Below are 24711 nucleotides of genomic sequence, written 5' to 3'. Positions count from 1 at the left end.
TTTAAATTAATTTACTTAAAGCAATACCAAAGGCATTTTTAGCAATACCTATTTTGTTTGAATCTTTCGAGTGTGCCTCTACCAAAGCTTTCTTAATCACTTTTGAAGTGTCACTAAAGATGGCTTCATCAGTCATTTGTGCACCAGGTTGCATAAAGTAGGCAAATACTCTAGCCATACCACAATTGGATATGAAATCAGGAATAATACTTATTTTACTGTCTGTATATTCAGCGATTGGTCCAAAGAAGATTTCTTGATCGGCGAATGGTACGTTAGCTCCTGATGAAATTACTTCCATACCTCCAGCAATCATTCGATCTACTTGATCTTTGGTAATTAATCTTGAAGCTGCACAAGGGATAAATATATCCGCTTTAACATCCCATATTTTCGAGTTCACTTCCTCAAAAGAAAGCATATTGTCTGCTTTAAGAAAGTTACCATCTTTCTTTAGAAATAACGCTTTAATTTCTTCGAAAGAAAAACCATTTTCATTGATTATTCCACCCACTCGGTCAATAATACCAACTACTTTTGCTCCTTGTTGAGCCAAATAATAAGCGCCTGCAGCACCAACATTTCCCCATCCCTGAACAATTACTTTTTTCCCTTTTAAATCAGAATTGTGATAAATAGAGTAATAGTGCTTTACTGATTCTGCAACCCCATACCCTGTAATCATATCTGCAATTACAAATCTTCTGCTTACTTCTGGACTATAGTTTTTGTCTTCAATAACTTTGATTACACCATTTCTAAGTTGTCCGATAATATTGATTTTCTCAGCTTCGGTTGGCTGATAATGGCCGTTGAATACTCCTTCCTGAGGATGCCAAACTCCATTTGCCTCTGTGATGGGAATAACTTCATGAATTTCGTCAACATTTAAATCACCACCAGTACCGTAATAATTTTTTAATAAAGGAGCTACTGCCTTATACCATCGCTCAAGTACACCTTTTTTTCTAGGGTCGTTTGGATCGAAATTAATTCCTGATTTTGCTCCCCCTATTGCAGGTCCGGAAACTGTAAACTTAACTTCCATGGTTTTAGCTAAAGAAGTCACTTCGTGCTTGTCTAAGCCTACCCTCATACGAGTACCACCACCTGCGGCACCTCCTCGTAAAGAGTTGATTACTACCCATCCTTCTGCCTCAGTTTCAGAATCTTTCCATTCAAAAACGATTTCTGGCTGCTTGTTCTCGTATTTTTTCAGTAATTCTTGCATCGATCATTAAATTTTGGAGCAAATGTATAAAAACTATCTTTTAAGGAGGGAAATAAAGTTATATATTAGGGCAAATATACTCCACCTGAACAATGTGCTCTAGAAGCTCCTGTTACCGAGGGTAATGTGTTGTTTTCTTTGCGCCATCTCAATACTCCTAAAAATCCAAAAATAATCGCTTCTTTAAAGTCTATTGTTTCCTTGTCTATTTTAAAGATTTTTAAATTCGTCTTTTGCTCTAGCAATTCAATGAAATGTTTGTGGTGGGCACCTCCTCCAGTTATCAAAATTTGTTTTAAGTTATTTTGAAGTAGAATCCTACTTATTATATCTGCATATAATTCTACTAATGTGGCCAAAATGTCTTGGTTAGAAATTTTAAACTCATCGATTATTGGTAAAAAGTGATTTCTTATCCATTCGATTCCAAGAGATTTTGGAGGGGATTGATAAAAAAATGAAATCGCTTTTAATCGCTCTAAAAGCGGTCGATGTACTACTCCAGTTGCTGCTATTTCTCCTCCTGAATCAAAATCTAAACCGATTGAATTTGCAATTAAGTTGAGCGGTATGTTGAACGGACAACAATCAAATGCAATCGACTTATCTTTATTTTGATATGAAATATTGGCGATGCCCCCTAGGTTAATGCAGCAGTCATAATGATTAAAGAGAAGATGATCTCCAATAGGTACAAGTGGGGCTCCCTGTCCACCAAGAGCTACATCTGCCGACCTAAAGTCGCCGATGGTGGTAATGTTGGTGTGAGTGGCGATAAGCGAGTTGTTTGCAATTTGGTAGGTGAGTTTTTTGTCTATTTGATGAAAAATAGTGTGACCGTGATTTCCAATTAAATCAGGTGAAACTTGAGATTCTTTTACAAAAAGATTAATGTGATGTGCTACAAATATCGACCAATGGTTTTCAAGTAATTTTAATTCTAAACCCGACATTTCAGTCGCCATTTGAAGTTGTTGTTTTAATTGAGCGTCGTAAGGGACTGTTTTCGTTTTTAAAATGTGGTACTTCCATTGATGGTCAGTATTGTAAGTGTATGTAGATAAGGCTATATCAAGCCCATCGAGAGAAGTTCCTGACATTATTCCTATTGCATGATAAACATTACCCATATTAAATTGTAATAAAGATTGGAAAGCATTATTTTTGTATCCTTTCCAAATAAACAGAGTTAAAATTACATTTTATAAGTATGGATTTTCAATTATCAGAAGAACATATTGCAGTTAGAGATGCTGCAAGAGATTTTGCACAGAATGTGTTAAAACCAGGAGTAATCGAGCGAGATGAAAAACAACAATTTCCAACAGAAGAAATTAAGCAATTAGGAGAGCTTGGTTTTATGGGAATGATGGTAGATCCTAAATACGGAGGCGGTGGAATGGATACTATTTCATACGTTTTAGCAATGGAAGAAATATCCAAAGTTGATGCTTCTACTTCAGTAGTGATGTCTGTTAACAACTCTCTAGTATGTTGGGGAATTGAGAAATATGGAACGGAAGAGCAAAAGCAAAAATATTTAAGACCTTTAGCGACAGGGGAGAAGATAGGAGCGTTTTGTTTATCAGAGCCCGAAGCGGGATCTGATGCAACATCTCAAAGAACTACTGCAATAGATAAAGGAGACTATTATTTATTAAATGGTACTAAAAACTGGATTACTAATGGTGGGAGTGCTTCTTATTACATCGTTATTGCACAGACAGATGTTGAGAAAGGCCATAAAGGAATTAATGCTTTTATAGTTGATAAAGAGTGGGAAGGATTTACAGTCGGAGCAAAAGAGAATAAGATGGGAATTCGAGCTTCCGATACACATACTCTTATGTTTACTGATGTAAAAGTTCCTAAAGAGAATAGAATTGGAGAAGATGGTTTCGGATTTTCATTTGCAATGAAAGTATTATCTGGTGGTCGAATCGGTATTGCTTCTCAAGCATTAGGAATAGCTTCTGGTGCAATGGAACTTGCCATTGCCTATTCAAAAGAAAGAGCTGCGTTTGGTAAGCCTATTAGCCAACATCAAGCTATAGCTTTTAAATTGGCAGATATGGCGACTACAGTTGAAGCCTCAAGGTTACTTTGTTTAAAAGCTGCTTGGTTAAAGGATCAAGGCTTGAACTTTGACAAAGAAAGTGCTATGGCAAAAGTTTTTGCTTCCAAAACAGCTATGGATGTAGCTACAGAGGCAGTTCAGGTACACGGAGGTTACGGATTTGTGAAAGAATACCACGTAGAAAGATTAATGAGAGATGCAAAAATCACTCAGATTTACGAAGGAACTACGGAGGTTCAAAAGATTGTGATTTCTCGATCTATATTGAGATAATATTTCGGTAAGTAATTAATTGATAAGGTCGCTTTCAAAATTTTGAAAGCGACCTTATTTATGAGATATGGTCCAAAAGTTTTTCTAAAGCAACTCCACGACTTCCCTTAATTAGAATAGCTGACTTCTCTATTTCAAGTAAAGTTTTATCCTTTTCTAAGTCCATTCTAGATTCGTAAAAGTGAAATTCGGGATAGCTTAATTTATGAGCATAAAAATTAGACCCGATGAGGATGACGGACTTTAAAGTGATGTTTTTTAAAAGCTCCAGTATTGCCAAATGTTCGTCAGAGCTATCCTTTCCCAATTCAAACATATCGCCAATAATTGCAAGTTTAGACTTCTTTAATACCAGTTGGTTGAATGACAGAATCGCAGCTTGCATGCTTGTTGGGTTGGCATTATAGGCATCTAAGTATATGGTGTTGCTTTCTTTTTCAAGAATTTGCGATCGATTCATTTCTGACTGATAGTCAGAAAGGGCATTGTTTATGTCTTGCTCATTAACTTTAAAATAGTTTCCAACACAAACTGCAGCTAACATATTATCATAGTTATAACTGCCGAACAATTGACTTGTAATCGGTTTTTCTGATTTAGTAGCTTCTCCATTAAAAGACCAGTTCCAAATAAAAGTAATGAAAGGATTACTTGACTCAAGACTTCCTTCAAGATGTGCTTGAGCATGCTGTCCATATGTAATCCCAATTAGTTGGCGTTCCTTTGCCATTTGACATAAAGTCGGTGAGTCTGCGTTGATAAACAATTGTCCATTGGTGTTTTTTATGAAATCGTATAGTTCTCCTTTTCCTTTAATAATGCCCTTGACTCCTCCAAAACCTTCAAGGTGAGCCTTTCCAATATTTGTAATTAGACCAAAATTAGGTTGAGATATTTCGCATAAATCAGCTATTTCTCCCAAATGGTTGGCTCCCATTTCAATAATAGCCATTTCATGTGCTTTCGTGATTGAAAGTAAAGATAGGGGAACGCCTATATGATTGTTTAGATTTCCTTTGGTAAAAAAAGTATTGTATTTTTTATTTAGCACCGCGGCTAATAATTCTTTTGTCGTAGTTTTTCCATTGGAACCTGTAATTCCAATAATCGGGATGTTCAATGTTTTTCGATGGTAATGTGCAAGTTGTTGGAGAGAAGATAAAACATTATCTACTTTGAACATTTTCTCTAAGGGGATGTCGTTAACTAATTCATCGATAACGACGTAGGAAGCACCTTTCTCAATTGCCACTTTAGCGTATTGATTGCCATTGAAGTTTTCACCTTTTAAGGCGAAGAATATACTCCCCTTTTCTATTTTTCTACTGTCGGTAGAGACTTTTCCTGATTCCTTAAATATTTGATATAGATCGGTTATGTTCATAATAGTCAAAAAAAAAGCCCTCTCAATATTGAGAGGGCTAAATTTAAAAATATATTTTAATATTCTCCTAAACCTACAGGGCTTCCGACACGTGTCATCGCACATCTAAAGCCTAAGTATGGGGATGATTGGTCTTCATCTAAAAATCTTCTTGTTCCAGGAGTCATCCAATATGCTCTGTCATTCCAAGAACCACCTTTGTATACTCTAGCTCTATCAGAAATTAAAGAAGAAGTTCCGTAGTTATACATGGCATTCTTTCCTTTCTCGTCATAAGAGCCTGGAGCATCATAATAAATACTTGACTCCAAGTCACCATCTTCATAGTTGATTACATCTGCTTGCTTGTAATTTCTTCTTTCTTGCAAGTTGTCTTCTTCTACATTTACTTCTCTTCTTCTTAGTCTACCTAGACTATCTTTTTCAGCGATATATCCATCAGCATCTCTTTGAAGCGTAGTAAAAACGTTTCCTCTGAAAGGTCGGAAGTCATCAACGTCATCAAACGAAAGTGGACGATAAACATCCATTACCCATTCAGAAACGTTACCTGCCATGTTGTACAAGCCATAGTCATTTGGCCAGTATGAATAAACAGGAGCAGTAATCTCCGCGTTATCATTAAGATAGCCTGCAACACCCATGTTGTCACCTCGACCTCTTTTGTAGTTAGCTAACATCTGACCTAGGTAATCATCATCTGCATTTCTTACACCATGGCCATTCCATGGGTAGAATTTCTTTTCAACAATTAATTCACCCACAGTATTTCCAACTAAACCATATGCAGCATATTCCCACTCTGCTTCTGTCGGAAGTCTGTAATCAGGCAAGAGGATTCCATCTTCCATCTTTACATTCCTTGTTTCTTTATTTGGGTCGAGATCAATCATTCCATCGATTCGTTTACCACTTTCATACTGTCCATTCATGTAGGCCGCAGTATTGAAATTGTCTTCGTTGATTTGGTTGGGATAATGATCAAATAAACCTTCTCTAATTAAAATGATTTCGTTTACACGATCAGTTCTCCATGCACAAAAGTCGCTTGCTTGTAGCCAGTTAACACCAACAACAGGATAATCTCTATAAGCTGGGTGACGTAAGTAGTACTCTACAAAAGGTTCATTGTAGGCCAATTTACTTCTCCATACTAGTGTATCAGGTAATGCTTTCTTATAAACTTCAGGGTAATCGGCTCCAAATACTCTGCTAATCCAGTAAAGATATTCTAAGTAATGAAAGTTGGTTACTTCTGTTTCGTCCATATAGAAAGAAGACACAGTAACGGTTCTTGGCTTGTTATTCCAATCGTAGAAAATATCTTGTTCAATTCTACCCATAGTGAATCGTCCACCTTCAATTAAAACCAGTCCTGGACCTGTTTCTTGTTCAAAGTATGGCACTTTTTCAAATCCACCATTTTTTGGGTTGTTGTACTCCCAACCTGTTGATGAAGAGCGCTCTCCTGAACAAGAAGCCATTAAAAATGCGACAACACCGATAAGTAAATAGGCGTTATTTTTAAAACTTTTCATAGTTTTTAAATTATTTATAATGTTCAAAAATAGTGAATTTTATGATTTGTTTGTAATAAACTAAAAAGATGGACAGCTTATTGTCTTAAATTTAACTTTTCTAGGAGGACACGGCAAATTCATTCTAAATGATAATTCGTGTGACCCAGCAGCTTTATTGGACAAAGTGCTCGTAGTTATATCATAACTATAACCAACCTTAAATTCATCCGTTTCCACTCCAACTAATGCAATAAATGAATCGCCAATTCGGTGCCATAATCCAAATACTACTGGTCCTTTATTAATGTATACACCCAAATTTAAATGAGTAAAAGTTCCTTGTGTTTGATACATCACGTTCGGAGACCAAGACATATCCTTGTGTCGTATACCCATTGGAAGAACTGCCCCTATGTGTGCAGTATACTTTCTTGGAAGCACAGAGTTTGAACCTAAAAAGGTCTCTTCTGGCTCAGTAAGGTGATGGGCTGCGAATCCGAAGTAAAATTTCTCACTAAAACCAAGAAATCCTGCTGAAGCATCAAAAAATGAATTCGTTTCATCAAAAACCGGCTCATTGGTCTGCAGAACAAAACCTCTTCTGGGATCGATCATGTCACCAAATTTTAAGTTTTGAGTCTTTAATGATCGTTGAAAGTAGGTTCCCTGTACCCCAAATTTTATTGAAAAATTTCGATTTACTTCTAATTGATTGGAATAAATAACGCCAATGTTTGTTGTGTTTAGAACATTTTCACCTGTTCTGTCGTTCATAATAATGAGACCAAGCCCTCCATTAAGTTTGTCAAAATGCTGATCGTAGCTGGCGCTGTAAGTGACAAATGAATTGTCAATTCCTGGCCATTGATTTCTGTAATTGAGGTTTATTCTAGGGCATCTTGCTGTTCCAGCGAATGCAGGGTTCAAGTCTAATGGATTAGCGTAGAACTGAGAGAACCCGGGATCTTGACCAAAACAAACTGAATTGAATACAATCAGAAAAAATACATAAATAGAGGCTGAACGCACTAGTCTCTTTCGCATGGGGAACAAATATAATTAAACAAACTAAAAGTTGAGTAAAGTGTTAAAGGAAACCTAACTCTTCTTTAAAATTCGCATCACAATAATATTAATTTGGATTCGTTTTTATGCAACTAATTCAAGTAAATTTGAATCTATTATTAAAAACCCTTAAAAATGACCAAACTAAGAATTAATTTCTCTTTAAAGTTTATTGCACTTGCTTTTTTGAGTTTTAGTTTTTTTGGATTTTCCCAAGAAGCTAAATATGAGGTAGGAGAGGTAAGTTTAACAAAAGAAACTTTATACGATAGCGATAGTAGAACGTTTATTTTTTTTGAGGGAGCTAAGTATAACATAGAGAATTCGAGCATACCTTTTAAGGAGGTTCAGATTGAACTATCCAGTAATCAGGAAATAGAACAAGTTGAATTGTCGAATTATTCCATATCTGTTGTTGAGGACGAAGTTGTAAGCACTACTATATTAAACAGCGAGGATTTGGATGATGACTTTAAGATAGAAGTGAGTTATTTCTACTTTAAGAAACGAAAGTTTGCAGAAATTAAGGTTACTCCATTTAGAGTTGCCAACTCTGGTCAAGTTGAAGTACTTAAAAGGTTTGATTTGAGTTATCGAAAAAAGGCGGTTGCAGAAAGAAGGAATAAAACAGCTACGGTGTTTAAAAATTCCTCCGTATTAAGTGCGGGAGAATGGTATAAAATTGCTGTTAATAAGGAAAGTGTTTTTAAGTTGACATACTCTTTTTTTGTTAGGAATGGGATTGATATAGAGTCTATTGATCCTCGAACAATTAAGATTTATGGTAACAAAGCCGGTATGCTTCCTGAATTGAATCAAAATAATGATGTTGACGATTTAGAAGAATTGTCGATTCTAGTGGTTGGTGAAAATGATGGTGACTTTTCTAGGCAGGATTATGTTTTATTTTATGGTCAAGATCCGAATTCCAAATATTACGATACTATTGCAGACCGTTTTATACACACTCAGAATATATACAGTGATAGTACCTACTATTTTATAACTTTTGGTGGAGCTCTTGGAAAGCGGATTGGTAATCAAGAAAGCTTATCTGGTACTCCTACCAATACAGTAAGTGTTTTTGATGACTTTCAATATTTTGAAAAGGACAGAACCAATTTCATAAAGTCTGGTCAAGAATGGGTGGGGGATTTGTTTGATGCCACTACTACCTACCAGTATAACTTTAGTTTTCCCAATATAGATTTGTCAAGCAATGCTCGCTTGTCAATTAGTGCGTTCGCAAGATCTAGTGTTCCAAGTAATTTAAATATTCAGGTTGCAAATAGTGCAAATACTTTACAGTTTTTCACTGTTAATTTTGATCGTTACGATACTCCGTTTGCAGAGGAGTCAAAGTCCGTTTATGTATTTCAACCTAATAGTCCAAATTTAACAGTCACAGCAACCTATAGTAAGCCGCAATCCTCATCTAAAGCTTGGATGAATTTCATTGAATTGAATGTAAGAAGAAGGTTGGTTTTCAGTGGTCAGACTATGTTTTTTAGAGATGTAAATTCAGTTGTTGCCAACGGATTAACTAGGTTTAATTTATCCGGACAGTTGCAGAGCGCAAAAGTTTGGAACGTAAGTGATTATCGAAACGTATTGAATCAAGAGTTTTCGCTTAGCGCGAACACAGCAACATTTGTTGCAAGTTCTAATTCACTTCAAGAGTATGTTGTTTTTAATGATGGTGATAGTACTGTGGGTTTTTCAGGAAAGGTTATGAATCAAAATTTACATGCTTTATCTAATATTGATTATATAATTGTCGCTCATCCCTTATTTAAAGAGCACGCTGAAACGTTAGCTGAGTTTAGAAGAAATGATGGATTAACTGTAGAAGTCGTATTGCCTGAACAAATCTACAATGAGTTTGGAGCAGGTAGTCAAAGTCCTGTTGCTATTCGATCGTTAATGCGAATGTTATACGAAAAGGCCAATTCCGCAGCAGATCTTCCAAAATATTTGTTGTTGTATGGTGATGGCTCCTACGATAATAAAAATAGAATTTCAGGGAATACTAATTTTATAGTGACATACCAAAGTAAAAATTCAACAAGCCCAGTTGCTTCATATGTGAGTGATGATTACATGGCCGTTTTAGACCCTAGTGAAGGAGCCTATACAGGTGCTGATAATGACAAAGTAGATTTAGGAGTTGGTAGGTTCCCAGTAAAGAATTTAAACGAGTCTCTGGGTGTATTGAATAAGATTTTGCTGTATGGTACTCAGCAATCTTTGGGTGATTGGAGGAATTTGTCTGTTTTTGTCGCTGATGATGAGGATGGCACTTTGCACATGAACCATTCTGCAATTGTTTCTAGAAATATTGATTCAGTTCCATTTATGAATGTAGAAAAGATTTATTTAGATGCTTTTCCTCAGATAGCAACGCCTGGAGGTGATAGGTATCCTCAAGCCACTATAGCGATTAATTCTGCAATTAATAAAGGTAGTTTATTGATTAATTATACCGGTCATGGGGGAGAGACAGGTTGGACTGCTGAACGTGTAATTGGGGTTAGTGATATCAATGCTTGGCAAAACAATAAGAAGTTGCCACTGTTTATTACCGCTACTTGTGAGTTTAGTAGATTCGATGATCCTTTAAGGAATTCTGGTGGAGAAATGGTTTTATTAAATAAAGACGGAGGTGGAGTAGCTTTAATGACCACCACTAGATTAGTTTATGCAACACCTAATTTGTACCTGAACGATACTTTGTATAAGCGAATGTTTGAAAAGGCAAATGGGGAATATAAATATCAGCGCCTAGGAGATATTTTTGCAATTACTAAGGCTCAACATTCAAATTCAGCGAATGCTAAAAACTTTACATTGTTGGGAGATCCTGCTACCAAGTTGGCAATACCAAAATACAACGTAGTGACTACTGCAATAAATGGAAGTCCAGTTAACGGAAAAGACACCTTGAAAGCATTAAGCAAAGTGACTTTTGCAGGAGAGGTTAGAGATGAGAATGGAAATTTGATGACTAATTTTAATGGATTTGTTTACCCCACTATATTTGATAAGATTAGATCGTTTACTACTCTAAATAATGATAATAATGGCCCTTATAACTATAAATCTAGAAATAGTCGATTGTTTAAAGGGAAAGCAAGTGTAGTCAATGGAATCTTTTCATTTGACTTCATTGTTCCTAAAGATATTTCATATAATGTAGGTTCAGGAAAAGTAAGTTATTACGCTGATGATAATCAGATAGACGCTAGTGGAGGGTCAACAGATTTTTTAATTGGAGGTACTGCAGACTCTGTGGTGCTGGATGATCAAGGACCTAATATTGAAATGTTTTTAAATGATAAAAACTTCGTTTATGGTGGCATAACACATGAGAATCCAACTTTAATCCTAGAGTTGTCAGATGAACAGGGTATCAATACAGTTGGAAACGGAGTGGGCCATGATTTAGTAGCATACATAGACGATAAAACAGATGAAAGTTTTATCTTAAACGATTTTTATGAGGCGGCTTTAGATGATTACACTAGTGGAAAAGTGAACTATCCAATGAATGGTTTAGCAGAAGGTAAGCATCGATTAACTGTAAAGGCTTGGGATATTCATAATAATTCTTCTGAACGAACTTTAGAATTTGAGGTGTTGAAAGAGAAGGATGTTAAACTTGACCATGTGTTAAATTATCCGAATCCTTTTACAACGAATACGCAATTTTGGTTCGAACATAATCAAGCCGGCCAAACATTGGATGTAAAAGTTGATGTATACACGGTGAGCGGAAAATTAGTTAGAAGTATTAGTCAGGTAATTCAGGCTACTGGCTACCAGAGTAGGTCCATTGAATGGGATGGAAGGGATGATTTCGGTGATCGAATTGGTCGAGGAGTTTATGTATATCGCTTAAAGGTAAGTTCCAGAAATGGATCCGTTGCAGAGAAATATGAAAAATTAGTCATTTTATAATAATGTAAGAATCCCAACGTTTAGATTTCTTATATTTGTTCTCCTTTGTTTAAGTTTAAAACTGATTAATGAAAATTAAAAATATAATTTCCTTTTGTGTTGTTTTCGTATTCACGATTGGTATTTCGATAGGTCAAAATCAATTTGATAGAGCACAAGACGTTCAGCTAAATACCATTACTACAGCAGTTCCTTTTTTGCAAATTACCCCTGACTCTAGGTCAGGAGCTATGGGTGATGCTGGAGTTGCGCTTTCGCCTGACGCCAATTCAATTCATAACAACCCTTCAAAATTGGCTTTTATTGAAAACGATTTTGGAGCCTCAATGTCTTATTCTCCATGGTTGAGAAATCTAGTGCCAGATATTAACCTTGCTTATGTGTCAATTTTTAAGAGAATTGATGCGCGGTCAACTGTTGCTGCTTCCCTAAGGTACTTTTCGTTGGGAAAAATTGCTTTTACTGGTAATGATGGACAGTCACTTGGTGATTTCAATCCGAATGAATTTGCCTTAGACGGGACATATGCTTCAAAGCTCTCTGACAATTTTTCAGTAGGAGTTACTGCAAGATTTATTTATTCTAATTTAACTCAAGGTCAATCTGAGAGTAAGGCTGGGATTGCTGGCGCTGCAGATGTATCTGCTTATTATCAAAGTGAACGATTCCGTTTAGGAGATTATAAAGCAATCTTTAGAGCAGGATTAAATGTTTCTAATATTGGGTCTAAGATTTCTTATACTGAATCAGCTTTATCGGATTTTATTCCAATGAATTTAAGATTAGGACCTTCCTTAACAGTTGATTTGGATGATTACAATCAATTAACTTTCTTATTTGATGTCAATAAGTTGTTAGTGCCAACTCCTCCAGTTTATCAAGATGATGGTAGTGGTGGTATTGCAAGGGATTCTGAAGGAAATCCAATAATTGCTGCTGGAGAAGATCCAGACCGTGGAATTGCAAGTGCTATTTTTGGTTCATTTTCGGATGCGCCAGGTGGTTCCGAAGAAGAATTAAAGGAATTGAATTATTCTGTGGGTCTTGAATACTGGTATGATCAGCAGTTTGCGGTTCGTATGGGATATTTTTATGAAGATGAATCTAAAGGGGATCGACAGTTTTTTACCGTTGGGCTTGGGTTAAAATTAAATGTATTAGGAATTGATTTGGCTTACTTAGTGGGTAATAAGCAACGAAACCCATTGGCTAACACTGTGCGATTGACTTTGACTGCTAATTTTGACGATTTGAAAAAACCTAAAGCAGAATAAAATGAAAATACGTGTAGGATTTGGATTCGACGTGCATCAGCTCTCTGAAGGATCTGATTTTTATTTGGGTGGAATTAAGGTTCCTCACTCAAAAGGGGCGACTGGTCATTCTGATGCAGATGTTTTGATCCACACTATTTGCGATGCACTTTTAGGTGCAGCAAATTTGAGAGATATCGGTTTTCATTTTCCTCCTACCGATAATGCCTACAAAGGAATAGATAGTAAAATTTTATTGAAAGATGTAGTAAAGCTTTTAAAGGATAAGGGTTATTCAATTGGTAATATCGATGCCACAATTGCATTGGAACGTCCAAAAATCAATCCTCATATTCCTGCGATGAAAGCGGCTTTGATTCCAATTTTAGAAATTGAAGAAGATGAACTATCGATCAAAGCGACTACCACTGAAAAGCTTGGTTTTGAAGGTAGAGAAGAAGGCGTTTCCGCTTATGCAACGGTGTTGATAGAAAAGAGGTGATATATTTACCTGTATTTTATGATTTAAAGTAAATTGAACCTGATTCGACCATATCGGCAAACTGATCAGCAGTCTGTGCTGAATTTGTTTCAATCCAATACTCCAGAATATTTTGATTTTTCCGAAAAAGTAGAGTTGTTAGATTACCTAAACCATAAGTTGGAAGATTATTTTGTAGTTGAGCAGAATGGTGTTGTTATCGGATCAGGAGGCATCAATTATTTTTATGAAGAAAAAAAAGCTCGATTATCTTGGGATATCGTAAGTCCCCAAAGTCAAGGGAAGGGAGTTGGGACTGCGTTAACACATTATAGATTGAATTTGATAAAGAAATTGGAGCAAATTCAGGTGATCGAGGTGAGGACCTCTCAATTTTCAAATGGTTTTTATCTTCAACAAGGGTTTAGAATTAAATCAATAGAAAAGGATTATTGGGCATCTGGATTTGATTTATACCTTATGGAGTATTATGGATAGCTGATGATGTTTCACTGTATTCTATTCATATGACTTCTTCTAAGCATCGAACAAAAACATATCTAAAGTCCTTCTTATTTTGCTACCTTTAAATGTTCAAATGAATATACATGAGAATTGTTAAAAAGCAAATTGAATTTTCTGAATACGATAGTATCGATCAGCTCACCGAACAGGAACAATCTCTATTGTCACAAGCAATAGAAGTTGCTCATACTGCCTATGCTCCTTATTCTAATTTTAAGGTAGGAGCTGCCATTTTGTTAAAAAATGGAGAGATAGTTATAGGTAATAATCAAGAGAATATTGCATATCCCTCAGGTTTATGTGCAGAAAGAGTCGCTATTTTTCATGCCGGAGCAACACATCCTAATGAACCCATATCAACTATCGCAATATTTGCCGAATCAGAAACAATGCCAGTAGATACTCCCATAACTCCTTGTGGCGCATGTCGACAAGTTATTATGGAGTATCGACAAAAACAATCAACACCAATTCGCGTTATTTTGAAGCCCCAAAAGGGTAAAATTTGGATATTTGAATGCGTTACAGATTTGTTGCCCTTCGCGTTCGATTTAAAAGGACTTAAAAATCAAAATTAAGTACCAATAGTCGCCCAAATATTATAAATTTGTAATCCATTTTTAAAGAAGGTGTAATGGCTAAAAAAACAACATCAACAAAGAGTTCAAACAAGAATACTGAGTTTTCTAAAGAAACTTATTTAACCTGGTACGAATCAATGCTTTTGATGAGGAAGTTTGAGGAGAAGGCAGGTCAATTATATATTCAACAAAAAATACGAGGTTTCTGTCACTTATATATTGGTCAAGAGGCTTTAGTAGCAGGAGCTATGTCGGTTATAGGAGAAGATGACAATATGATAACCGCATACAGAGACCATGCGCATCCTATTGCAAAAGGAGTTCATCCCAATGTTATTATGGCTGAATTATACGGTAAAGTCACAGGTTGTTCAAAAGGAAAGGGTGGCTCAATGCATATGTTCGACAAAGAAAAGAATTTCTTTGGAGGTCATGGAATTGTTGGAGGTCAGGTTCCTATAGGGGCTGGAATTGCTTTTGCAGATAAATATAGAGGCAATAAAAATGTAACTATTTGTTACATGGGCGACGGCGCCGTAAGACAAGGAGCTTTTCATGAAGCTTTGAATATGGCAATGACTTGGAAATTGCCGGTTATTTTTGTGATTGAAAATAATCAATACGCAATGGGAACTTCTGTAGAGCGTACTTCAAATGTTACTAACTTGAACAGATTAGCAGACGCTTATGATATGCCTAATGAGCAAGTGGATGGGATGGCATGTGAGCCAGTACATGAAGCTTATCAAAGAGCTGTGGATAGAGCAAGAAATGGTGAGGGACCGACTCTTTTAGAGATGAGAACTTATAGATATAAAGGTCACTCTATGTCTGATCCTGCTAAATATAGAACTAAAGAGGAGCTCGAAGAGTATAAATCTTTAGATCCTATAGAAAATGTGTTAGCAGTAATTAAGGAGAAAAAATATGCAACAGACAAAGAGTTGAAGGCGATTCAAGATAGAGTGAAAGCCCAAGTTCAAGAGTCTGTAGATTTCTCTGAAAAATCAGAATTTCCAAAAGCAGAAGATTTATATAAAGACGTTTATTCTCAGGAAGATTACCCTTTCGTGAGAGACTAAAATAATAGAGCATTATGGCTGAAATTATAAAATTGCCCCAGTTGAGTGATACAATGGAAGAGGGGACTGTAGCAAAATGGCATAAGTCTGTTGGAGAGCAAGTGAACGAGGGAGACCTGCTTGCAGACATAGAAACAGACAAAGCGACCATGGAGTATGAGTCATTTCAGGAAGGTATATTACTTTACCAAGGAGTTGAAGAAGGAAAAACTGCTAAGGTGAACGCTATCTTAGCAATTGTAGGTGAGAAAGGAGAGGATTTCCAATCTTTATTAGATGGTGGAGATACTAAATCTGAAATACCTGCAGGAAATGAAGATAAGAAACCGAGTTCAGCTGCTGCCGAGAAGAAAGAAAAAATTGACACCTCTTCAATCAAAGCAACGATAGTAAAAATGCCAAAGTTGAGCGATACCATGAAAGAGGGTACAGTTTCAAAATGGCATAAGAAATTAAATGAAAAAGTAGAGTCCGGAGAGTTGTTGGCAGATATAGAAAGCGATAAGGCGACGATGGAGTTTGAAGCTTTTGATGACGGTGTGTTATTGTATCAAGCTGTAGAAGAAGGAAAGTCGGCTGAGGTTGACGCTGTTTTGGCTGTAATAGGTGAAAAAGGAGCCGATTACGAAAGCTTGATTAAGGCCTACGAGCAAAACAATTCTGCCCAAGACTCTGCACCTGAAGAAGAAGTGAAAGCGGAAACTTCTACCGATTCAGGAATAACTGAAAATGCAAGCTCTGCAACAATTGCATCAGAAAATGCAGATGGCTCTAGAATTAAAGCTTCCCCGCTAGCAAAGAAAATGGCCTCAGAAAAAGGTATAAACCTTACTCAAGTTAAAGGTACAGGCGATAATGGAAGAATTACAAAACGGGATATTGAAAACTTTGTTCCTGTTGTAGCTGCTTCTAACGCATCGGCATCTAATGTGTCTAGCTCTTCTGAAAACTATGAAGAGAAGGATATTTCACAAATGCGAAAAACAATTGCTAAGCGATTAGCTGAAAGTAAATTTACTGCCCCTCATTTCTATCTGACGATTGAGTTAGATATGACCAATGCTATTGAAGCAAGAAAGGCCATCAATTCGATGGAAGGGGTTAAAGTATCATTTAATGATATGGTAGTAAAAGCAGCCGCAGTTGCACTTCAAAAACACCCACAAGTCAATTCATCATGGTTGGGAGATAAAATTCGTATCAATCATCATGTTAATATCGGTGTGGCAGTGGCCGTTGAAGATGGACTTTTAGTTCCTGTTGTTCGTTATGCTAACACTAAACAACTGTCTCAAATTGGAGCAGAGGTAAAGGATTTTGCACAACGTGCGAAGAATAAGAAGCTTCAGCCACAAGATTGGGAAGGAAGTACGTTCTCTATTTCAAATTTAGGAATGTTTGGAATTGATGAATTTACCGCTATTGTAAATCCGCCAAACTCTTGTATTATGGCAGTAGGAGCGATAAAAGAAGTTCCAGTAGTAAAAAATGGACAAATTGTTCCAGGTTCAGTGATGAAGGTTACCTTATCTTGTGATCATAGAACTGTAGATGGAGCAGCTGGCGCGGCATTCTTGCAAACATTTAAACAACTTATTGAGAATCCAGTAGCCATGTTGGCTTAATGATAAATACTAGTATAATTAAAAAGGTCTCAACATTTGCTGAGACCTTTTTTTTGTGAAATCAAATACTACAGTTATTACTTTACGGTCAACCTTCCAACCATTTTAGGAAAGTGACCTGGATAGGTACAGATGTATTGATATGAACCTTTCTTAGGTGCGGTAAACGTTATTGTGACTTCTTCTCCCATTGTTGTCATTTTTGTTGCTACCACAATTCGGTCATCATTTGGAACAAAATTATTGGCTTCACCTGCAGCTATACCTGCAGTGGCTATTTCTTGTCCTGAACCTAAGGGCACCAAGACAAAATTATGCAGCATGCCCGCAGCTGAAGATTGATTTTTAAAAATTAAGGTGACTTCTGCACCTTCATTCAAAGTTAATGTTGTTGGTTGGAATGCGATTTCAGCCATAGTTTCTCCGAGTGCTGCTACATTTAATTCAACTTGTTCCGTGATTATTTCTACACTCGACTCTTTTTTAGCAGGAGTTTCTTTTTCAACTGTGTTTTTATTATTGTTTTTTTCGCTACCACAAGAGAATAAGGCAACTGTTAAAGCAAAAAATGTTACACTTTTTAAGTACTGTTTCATAACTTATATATTATTGTTTTAATTAATTCGGTATACATTTACATCAACAAATTTTACCTTTTTATGTTTAAGAAAATCTTCAAATGGATTGGACGATTGCTGTTGCTTTTTTTTGGGAGCACTATATTGACTGTAGTAGTCTATAGGTTTGTTAATCCACCTATTACACCTTTTATGATAGCCAAGTATTTTGAAGGAGGGTCTAAGCAAATTCAAAAAGATTGGGTGCCGATAGAATCGATGAGTCCGGACTTACCTTTAGCTGTTATAGCCGCAGAAGATCAGAAGTTTATGACTCATAATGGATTCGACGTGGAGGCCATAGAAAAGGCCATTAAAAACAATCAAAAAGGGAAAAAAGTCAGAGGAGCTAGTACCATCAGTCAACAAACTGCTAAGAATGTTTTTTTAGTACCCTCTCGGTCATGGGTTAGAAAAGGGCTGGAAACCTATTTTACTTTTTTGATTGAAGTCATTTGGTCCAAAAAGAGAATTATGGAAGTTTATTTAAACGTAATTGAACAGGGAGATGGTATTTATGGAGTACAAGCCTCTGCAATAATCCACTTTAATAAAGATGCTTTAAAAGTGAGTCGATCTCAAGCAGCGTTGATGGCTGTTGTTTTGCCTAACCCTGTAAAGTTTAAAATTAAAAACCCTTCTCCTTATGTTAGAGGTCGTCAAAGTTGGACTATAAGACAAATGAGCAACCTCGGCGGGCAATCAGTTGTAAAATCATTCTATGAGGATTAAAATACTTATTGGTTTGTTGGTGGTTTGCTCTTTTAGTGTTGAAGCGCAGTTGGTAAACCAATTTAAAAAGTTAGGTTGTGCTGAAAAGTGGTGGGTGATTACGCACCCATTTATAGCTAATAAAACTGCCCAACTTAGTTTAGAGGTAAAAATAGTGGCGAATTCAGATACCATCAAAACTCTTTTAGGAAAAGATGGTAATGGAGGAGAATTAGATGCGTTTCGACACACGTATTGGATGGCCATTTTGACAAAGGAAATAGGGAGTAGAAGGGCATTAAAGTTGGGTGAGGCTCATGAGAAAAAGAATAAACAAGACTTTAAAAAAGGCCGACTAGAAGATGGAACTATTCCCGATAGTGTGAGTATTCAAATGGATTTGTTCAATAATCAGGTTGGGTCGAGTTTAGTTGTAAAAAAAGAAAGGGTTTCTATTTCTGAGCTACAAATGCGAGTAATAGAGCAAATTTGTTCTGGAAAAACGTTGGTAGTTGCTAAGAATGAGAAAGCGCAATCACTCGATATAAATGGCAATGTGTTAATAAGAGAGGAGTGGGAAGGGAATTGGGATTCTGGAAGAGTTCTAGTGCCTTCTAGCTGCAATTAGAAACCGATTCCAAAGCCTGCTCTAATTTGAGGATTGGTGTACGGCGAGAATTCAGAATCGTTGAGGTTAAATAATACCAATAGGCTGACAAATGAGTTGCCACCTAACGAACCTCTATATCCACCACCAACAAATACTGAATGAACATTGATACGTTCCAGCTCAAAACGTGATGGGTCTCTTGAGAATCCTCTATTCATTAATTCGTACTCTGTATGAGCAATAAAGTTTTCAAGAAAGTAATATTGGCCAAATAAACTACCTGCATATATGTTGGTTTGAAACTGGTAACCTGGAGTATTGTCTTTATAATAAATGTATTTTCCACCTATTCCAAGTAAAAAATTGTCAGAAACTAAATAGCCAACGGTTGGTGAAATGTCGATAAAAGTGATGTCCCCAAAAGCAGCTCCGAAACTACCTCCAAGAACTAATTTATCCAGAATGTCAAGATCCTTTTTTGGTTTTTTAGTGGGTTCATCCGATTCCGTTAATGTTTGTGCATTAATTTGGAATGCAGAGAGCAAGATCAATAGGAGAAAGGTGTTAAACTGTTTCATGTGGATGGATTAAAACATAGTTCATAAATTGCTCTTTCAAATTTACATAAAGTTATAGGATAAGTTTTTTCCATTTGGACGACCTATTCACCTTTTGTAATTTTTTAATTGAGTAGTCGATCGTTTTAAAATATCTTTACTTTATTGCGATTTAACAGCAAAAGCCGATGAAAATTGTTTTTAAGCAACAGAATTTATACTGGATTTCTCAAGTTTACGGGTGGTTGATTTATGTTGTTTTGATGGGGTTGCTCAATCAATTAAATGGAGCTGAACTGAATAGACAACTCATTTTTAATTTGTTGGTAACCTTTTCTTTGGGGGTATTGATATCGCATATTTATCGCGAATTGATTCTGAAATTGAATTGGTTGAAATATCAGCTCTATAAATTAATCCCTCGAATCTTAGTTGCCTGCTTGGTTTTTGGCACCCTGTTTTTTACTGTCCATACGATTATTTCAGATGTATTAATTGCTGGAGAGCGCTATGTTTTTGAATGGATTGATGTGATCAGGAATGTGATCAATCAGACTGTTATATTCCTTTTGTGGTCCTCTTTGTATTTCTTATTTCATTTTGTTCAAAACTACAGAAAGGAAGAAATAAAGAACCTGAAGTGGCAAGCGGCAAGAAATGAGATTGAATTAAATAAAATCAAATCTCAACTAAATCCACATTTTATTTTTAATTCCATGAATAGCATTCGTGCCTTAGTAGGAGAGGATCCTGAAAAGGCTAAAGATTCCATCACTCGACTGTCAAATATTTTAAGGAGTTCATTTATGTTGGGCAAGCAAGAGGTGATAGGTTTTAAAGATGAAATGCAACTCGTTCAAGATTATTTAATATTAGAAAAAACCAGATTCGAAGAGCGGTTAGCGGTCGAATATTCGATTGATGAAAATACTTATGATTGGCCGGTACCTCCATTGATGGTGCAAACTTTAGTAGAAAATGGGATTAAGCACGGTATTTCAAAGCTGAGAGACGGAGGTTCCATTTCTATTTCTTCAAAAATAGAAAACGACCTATTAAAAATTAGGATTTTGAATAGTGGCCTATATGACGAGCAATTGATTTCGGAAACGGCATTTGGACTCGAGAATACGAAACAACGACTCTATTTGTTGTTCGGGAAGCAGGCCCATTTTTCCATATTTAATAATTCAAAAAATGAGGTGGAAGTGCAGTTGCACATTCCCCATCATGTAATACAATTTGATTATGATGAAAGCAATAATAATTGATGATGAACGATTGGCTAGGAAAGAATTAGCTAGTCTATTGAATGAGTTTAATTCTGTTGAAGTTATCGCTGAATGCAACAATGCCGATAATGGAATAGAGAAAATCGAGGAATTGAAACCCGATCTAATTTTTTTGGATATTCAAATGCCAGGCAAGGATGGTTTCGCTATGTTGGAGGAGTTATCGTTTGTGCCAAAAGTAGTTTTTACTACAGCCTATGATGAGTATGCTCTTAAAGCATTCGAAGTTAGTGCATTTGATTATTTGATGAAGCCAATTGATATAGAAAGATTAAAAGAGACCCTGGATCGGTTAAAACTGCCTGAGGCGGAAATAGAGCCAGCTCAAAAGTCAGTTGAGAACACGAGTAGATTCTCCCCAGACGACCAGGTTTTTGTAAAAGATGGAGATAAATGTTGGTTTGTGAAATTGACCGATATTAGTCTATTTGAATCGGAGGGGAATTATGTGCGTGTTTATTTTGATAATAATAAGCCATTGATCTTGAAATCGCTTAATAATTTAGAGGAACGCCTAGATTCTAAAACTTTTTTTAGGGCCAATCGGAAATATATTATCAATTTGAATTGGATAAGCAGCGTTGAAAGTTGGTTTAATGGAGGATTATTGGCCAAATTGAGAAATGATAAACAAGTGGAAATTTCTCGAAGGCAAGCGGCAAAGCTAAAAGATATGATGAGCTTGTAACTTTATCGCTTCAATTTCAGACTTGGTCTAAAAGTAGAACGATTAATTGCATTTTTTTTTGAAATCGAATTATAATTATGCATATTTGATTACACACTACATCTCAAAAATAACTCTTAAATCATGCAATATTTAGAAATAGAGCCTACTTATAAGACACCCAAAGTAATATTGGACCCCCAAAAAGCAGAAGTTCAAATCTCTGGTCGTTCTATCCTCGCCGAAGTTGATGATTTCTATCAGCAGTTATTAGACTGGATCGATAATTTTTTAGCTAAATCAGCACCAAGAAGGGTAACATTTCAATTCGATCTGGAGTATTTTAATGTAACTTCATTTAAAAGAATTCTTTTCATTTTTTATCGTTTTATGGAGAATGAAAAGTTTAAAAAATTGGTAGAAGTAAAATGGCTTTATCAAGCTTCAGATGTCGATATGCTGGAAATGGGCCAAGATTTCAGTATGATGCTAAATCTTCCAATTGAGTTTATTGGCTATGAAAAAATGAAACAACAAGAAAAAGCTATTAATTAGGCCATTCGTCCGATGTTATAAAGCCTCTATTTCCTTTTTCATCCAATACCATTATCGCTTTTGAAAGCTGAAAAGCTTGTTTAAAAAAATCAGGAAATTCATTTTTGTCAATGCGCAGTGTATTGTTCAATCCGAACCATTCTGATTTTGGAATATAATGGAGTGTTGAAAAATCATAGAGCAAAAACTCTGAAAAACTAAGGTGCCACCCTTTCTGGTGATTCCGATTTAAATAGGAAGGGTACTTAAAATCCTCAACTATAAAACTATCATAAGGGTAAAAAATGATTCCTTTTACTAAGAATTTTGCAGCGCTTATCTTCTGGTTACCCGTTATCCTTAATATATCTTCAGGAGTTTCTTTTAATAATTGATGGTGAACTAGTCGGTTATATTTTTTTTCTAAATTGTCCTTAGCGTTTGGCCCAATGTATTGACCGTTGTATTTGATGTAATATTTCGTGGCTAACTCTACTTGGGTAATTGTTTTTGCTAGTATATCTTCTATAAGGAAGTCAATTTCTCCCTTCGTGATTTTGTTCTCAAATAGTTGGATGTTGTTGGCAATCAATCTAAAGTCATCGAAGTTGCTAAAGAAGTACTCCATTAACTTTTCCGCATACCATCCTAACTTTCTGATGTCATAATTTTCAAAGTGTGCATCTATTTTATCAGATTGACATTGCTCCTCTTTTAGCCAGCTACTTACCTTGTATTCATTTAGAAAAAATGAATGTTCGGACGATCGAAAGAGCTCAGGACTAAGTAAAATGAAAGCTAAGTCCGCTAAATATTTGTTGCTGAATGTATGTGTTGGAGATAACTGCATTAATCCGTGACTATTTCAATTAAATATAGCAACTTTGTAAATTATAATTTTTAAATCAGAAAAGTGAAGAATTTATCCTTAGTTTTTAATGTTGTTTTGGCTATCGCTGTAGCCATCTTGTTTTATATGGTATCTAATCAATCTGCTGAAAACATAGAAGCAGTGCCAACCACTCAAAAAGTAGATAGTCTAGTTAATCAGTCGGCTATCAGTATTGCATACATCAATACGGATACGTTGTGGGAAAAGTACGAATTAGTAAAGCAATTAAGAAAGGAGTTGGAATCCAAACAAGCACAATTTAGAAGTCAATTAGAAGGGAAAGTAAAAACTTTAGAGAATAAATACCTTAAATTGAGAGAAGATGCGCCTATGTTGACTCAAGCAGAAGGTGAGAAACGTCAAATGGCTTTGATGCAAGAAGAAGAAGGGATTGGCAAAATGCAAGAGGAGTTGGCTTTGAAATTGGCTGAAGAGGAGGACAATATGAAGCGAAAAATTAGAATCAGTCTAGATGGTTATTTGGTACAGTTGAAAGAAGACAAAGGTTTAAATATGATTTTGGATTATTCTACTACAAGCTCTTTGTTATTGGCTGATTCTGCTATGAACATTACTACGGAAGTCATTGATGGCTTAAACGCAAAATATCAAGAACTTAATAAAAAGGACTAAACACAATGTTAATTGCACAATTAAAAAAGGAAACCAATATTGCCGAGTATATCATCTATATGTGGCAAATTGAGGACATTATTCGATCCTATAAGTTTGATTTAGATCGAATTGATCAAGAGGTGGTAGCTAAGTATCCACAGCCGTTAGAGGTTAAAGTTAAAATCAAAGAATGGTATGCGGAATTGATTGAAATGATGATTGAAGAAGGTATACAGCAAACCGGTCATTTGAGTTATATAAATGCCGACATAATGGGGTTAGGAATTCTTCATCAAACATTATTGACCACCATTCAAGATAAAGAGTATAAAGCATTGTATGACGATGCGAAGGTGCATATCGCTGCTTTGATGCAGAAATCTGACGGGAAGTATATCAATGAAATAGAAGCTTGTTTAAATGGATTGTATGGTTTGTTGTTATTGCGACTAAAAGGAATGAATATCTCAGAAGGAACCAAAGCAAGTATGGCAAGTATTTCAGCCTTGTTGGCACATATGGTAGTGCAATACAATAACATGAAAACGGGTAAATTAAATTTAACCGATGTCATGAATAATTGATTTTAGAAAGAATATTTATAAGTAGAAGCCACCTTTTCAGTGAAAGGGTGGCTTTTTTGTTGATTTAATTTATTAGACTCGTAAAAAATGTCAAAATAGCCTAAAAATAGATCTAATTATTATTAAAAATAGGGTCGATTTAGTCAACTTTCTAGTAGTTAAAATGTTAAAAAGGATCTTTTTTAAAAATTATTTTTCATAGTAAAATCCAATGGGGATATGAGTTTGAGCTATTTTTACAATGCATTGTAACTAGTTAGAAAAGAAGAGTCTATTGTTTTTTGTTTTTTTTTGGTTTATGTTTGGTATACCTTTATGAGAAACTTGACCCCATACTCTTATTTACTACACGATAAAACTCTATCTGTAGCTGAGCAAGTAGAGCTCTCTCTCTACAAATCCAATGGTTTTCTAAATGTATACGCTATTTGTTTTATGGCAGAGGCACATTTTATAGGCGTTTCTAATCGATTGAAATTCAAATTAAGTCTATTTTAAACACTAAACATATAAAATGAAAAAGATTAAATTAATAGCTACTTATACTGTTCCTCCATATTATAATATGAATTTTCACC

24 protein-coding genes are annotated in these 24711 nt (G+C 35.7%); 16 read left to right on the top strand and 8 right to left on the bottom strand.

The window, feature by feature from the left end; genetic code table 11:
* Position 1: 1 nt before the first annotated feature.
* Positions 2-1231 (bottom strand): Glu/Leu/Phe/Val dehydrogenase dimerization domain-containing protein, encoded by a 1230-nt coding sequence (locus GQN54_RS08155; RefSeq protein WP_160633035.1) that lies wholly within the window; start codon positions 1229-1231, stop codon positions 2-4.
* A gap of 65 nt (positions 1232-1296) precedes the next feature.
* The gene (locus tag GQN54_RS08150) at positions 1297-2361 is read right to left on the bottom strand and encodes an anhydro-N-acetylmuramic acid kinase (protein ID WP_160633034.1); all 1065 of its coding nucleotides are present in this window, start codon (positions 2359-2361) and stop codon (positions 1297-1299) included.
* Positions 2362-2441: 80 nt separating this feature from the next.
* On the opposite strand from GQN54_RS08150, the gene GQN54_RS08145 reads away from it, so the two are divergent.
* Positions 2442-3581, top strand: a complete 1140-nt coding sequence (locus GQN54_RS08145; protein ID WP_160633033.1) for an acyl-CoA dehydrogenase — start codon at positions 2442-2444, stop codon at positions 3579-3581.
* A gap of 58 nt (positions 3582-3639) precedes the next feature.
* On the opposite strand, the gene GQN54_RS08140 is transcribed toward GQN54_RS08145, so the two are convergent.
* The 3 genes from GQN54_RS08140 to GQN54_RS08130 are packed head-to-tail and all read right to left on the bottom strand — an operon-like array spanning position 3640 to position 7529.
* Positions 3640-4965 carry a UDP-N-acetylmuramoyl-tripeptide--D-alanyl-D-alanine ligase gene (locus tag GQN54_RS08140; protein ID WP_160633032.1) on the bottom strand — a complete coding sequence of 442 codons (1326 nt, stop codon included), beginning with the start codon at positions 4963-4965 and terminating at the stop codon, positions 3640-3642.
* Positions 4966-5021: 56 nt separating this feature from the next.
* Complete coding sequence (locus tag GQN54_RS08135; RefSeq protein WP_160633031.1) at positions 5022-6503, bottom strand: SUMF1/EgtB/PvdO family nonheme iron enzyme; 1482 nt, start codon at positions 6501-6503, stop codon at positions 5022-5024.
* A gap of 60 nt (positions 6504-6563) precedes the next feature.
* Positions 6564-7529, bottom strand: a complete 966-nt coding sequence (locus GQN54_RS08130) for a PorP/SprF family type IX secretion system membrane protein (RefSeq protein WP_160633030.1) — start codon at positions 7527-7529, stop codon at positions 6564-6566.
* 156 nt (positions 7530-7685) lie between these two features.
* On the opposite strand from GQN54_RS08130, the gene porU reads away from it, so the two are divergent.
* The 7 genes from porU to GQN54_RS08095 all read left to right on the top strand — a co-directional run bounded on the left by porU (position 7686) and on the right by GQN54_RS08095 (position 17054).
* The gene (gene porU, locus GQN54_RS08125; protein ID WP_160633029.1) at positions 7686-11507 is read left to right on the top strand and encodes a type IX secretion system sortase PorU; all 3822 of its coding nucleotides are present in this window, start codon (positions 7686-7688) and stop codon (positions 11505-11507) included.
* A gap of 68 nt (positions 11508-11575) precedes the next feature.
* Positions 11576-12781, top strand: coding sequence for a type IX secretion system outer membrane channel protein PorV (gene porV / locus GQN54_RS08120; RefSeq protein WP_160633028.1), 1206 nt, complete (start codon positions 11576-11578; stop codon positions 12779-12781).
* 1 nt (position 12782) lies between these two features.
* Positions 12783-13262: a 2-C-methyl-D-erythritol 2,4-cyclodiphosphate synthase gene (ispF, locus tag GQN54_RS08115; protein ID WP_160633027.1), complete on the top strand. Its 480-nt coding sequence runs from the start codon at positions 12783-12785 to the stop codon at positions 13260-13262.
* A gap of 33 nt (positions 13263-13295) precedes the next feature.
* Complete coding sequence (locus GQN54_RS08110; RefSeq protein ID WP_207554858.1) at positions 13296-13739, top strand: GNAT family N-acetyltransferase; 444 nt, start codon at positions 13296-13298, stop codon at positions 13737-13739.
* Positions 13740-13849: 110 nt separating this feature from the next.
* Entirely contained in the window at positions 13850-14344 is a 495-nt protein-coding gene (cdd, locus tag GQN54_RS08105; RefSeq protein ID WP_160633026.1) for a cytidine deaminase, read from the top strand.
* 56 nt (positions 14345-14400) lie between these two features.
* On the top strand, positions 14401-15429 hold the full coding sequence (gene pdhA, locus GQN54_RS08100; RefSeq protein WP_160633025.1) for a pyruvate dehydrogenase (acetyl-transferring) E1 component subunit alpha: 1029 nt from the start codon (positions 14401-14403) through the stop codon (positions 15427-15429).
* 14 nt (positions 15430-15443) lie between these two features.
* Positions 15444-17054 carry a pyruvate dehydrogenase complex dihydrolipoamide acetyltransferase gene (locus GQN54_RS08095; protein WP_160633024.1) on the top strand — a complete coding sequence of 537 codons (1611 nt, stop codon included), beginning with the start codon at positions 15444-15446 and terminating at the stop codon, positions 17052-17054.
* Between the two features lie 77 nt (positions 17055-17131).
* On the opposite strand, the gene GQN54_RS08090 is transcribed toward GQN54_RS08095, so the two are convergent.
* Positions 17132-17650 carry a plastocyanin/azurin family copper-binding protein gene (locus GQN54_RS08090; RefSeq protein ID WP_160633023.1) on the bottom strand — a complete coding sequence of 173 codons (519 nt, stop codon included), beginning with the start codon at positions 17648-17650 and terminating at the stop codon, positions 17132-17134.
* 63 nt (positions 17651-17713) lie between these two features.
* Between GQN54_RS08090 and mtgA the strand changes: the two genes are divergently transcribed.
* Both mtgA and GQN54_RS08080 read left to right on the top strand, forming a co-directional pair.
* On the top strand, positions 17714-18403 hold the full coding sequence (mtgA, locus tag GQN54_RS08085; RefSeq protein ID WP_160633022.1) for a monofunctional biosynthetic peptidoglycan transglycosylase: 690 nt from the start codon (positions 17714-17716) through the stop codon (positions 18401-18403).
* A complete protein-coding gene (locus tag GQN54_RS08080; RefSeq protein WP_160633021.1) occupies positions 18393-19010 on the top strand; it encodes a transposase in 618 nt (205 codons plus the stop codon). Before mtgA ends, GQN54_RS08080 begins: the two co-directional genes overlap by 11 nt.
* On the opposite strand, the gene GQN54_RS08075 is transcribed toward GQN54_RS08080, so the two are convergent.
* A complete protein-coding gene (locus GQN54_RS08075) occupies positions 19007-19570 on the bottom strand; it encodes a hypothetical protein (RefSeq protein WP_160633020.1) in 564 nt (187 codons plus the stop codon). The genes GQN54_RS08080 and GQN54_RS08075 overlap by 4 nt on opposite strands.
* A 167-nt stretch (positions 19571-19737) precedes the next feature.
* Between GQN54_RS08075 and GQN54_RS08070 the strand changes: the two genes are divergently transcribed.
* The 3 genes from GQN54_RS08070 to GQN54_RS08060 all read left to right on the top strand — a co-directional run bounded on the left by GQN54_RS08070 (position 19738) and on the right by GQN54_RS08060 (position 22063).
* A complete protein-coding gene (locus tag GQN54_RS08070; protein ID WP_160633019.1) occupies positions 19738-20820 on the top strand; it encodes a sensor histidine kinase in 1083 nt (360 codons plus the stop codon).
* Positions 20801-21529, top strand: a complete 729-nt coding sequence (locus tag GQN54_RS08065) for a LytR/AlgR family response regulator transcription factor (protein ID WP_160633018.1) — start codon at positions 20801-20803, stop codon at positions 21527-21529. The genes GQN54_RS08070 and GQN54_RS08065 overlap by 20 nt, the downstream gene beginning before the upstream one ends.
* Positions 21530-21652: 123 nt before the next feature.
* Positions 21653-22063, top strand: a complete 411-nt coding sequence (locus GQN54_RS08060; protein ID WP_160633017.1) for a DUF1987 domain-containing protein — start codon at positions 21653-21655, stop codon at positions 22061-22063.
* Here GQN54_RS08060 and GQN54_RS08055 read toward each other — a convergent pair.
* Complete coding sequence (locus GQN54_RS08055) at positions 22056-22892, bottom strand: DUF1853 family protein (RefSeq protein WP_160633016.1); 837 nt, start codon at positions 22890-22892, stop codon at positions 22056-22058. The genes GQN54_RS08060 and GQN54_RS08055 overlap by 8 nt on opposite strands.
* 63 nt (positions 22893-22955) lie before the next feature.
* Between GQN54_RS08055 and GQN54_RS08050 the strand changes: the two genes are divergently transcribed.
* From GQN54_RS08050 to GQN54_RS08040, 3 genes are all read left to right on the top strand, one after another.
* The gene (locus GQN54_RS08050) at positions 22956-23567 is read left to right on the top strand and encodes an OmpH family outer membrane protein (RefSeq protein ID WP_160633015.1); all 612 of its coding nucleotides are present in this window, start codon (positions 22956-22958) and stop codon (positions 23565-23567) included.
* Positions 23568-23572: 5 nt separating this feature from the next.
* Complete coding sequence (locus GQN54_RS08045) at positions 23573-24133, top strand: DUF4924 family protein (RefSeq protein WP_160633014.1); 561 nt, start codon at positions 23573-23575, stop codon at positions 24131-24133.
* 315 nt (positions 24134-24448) lie between these two features.
* Positions 24449-24631, top strand: a complete 183-nt coding sequence (locus GQN54_RS08040; protein ID WP_160633013.1) for a hypothetical protein — start codon at positions 24449-24451, stop codon at positions 24629-24631.
* Positions 24632-24711: the final 80 nt, after the last annotated feature.

The sequence above is a fragment of the Acidiluteibacter ferrifornacis genome, assembly GCF_009909615.1.
GTDB classification, from domain to species: domain Bacteria; phylum Bacteroidota; class Bacteroidia; order Flavobacteriales_E; family Vicingaceae; genus Acidiluteibacter; species Acidiluteibacter ferrifornacis.
This window is presented reverse-complemented; position numbering and strand designations above follow the sequence as displayed.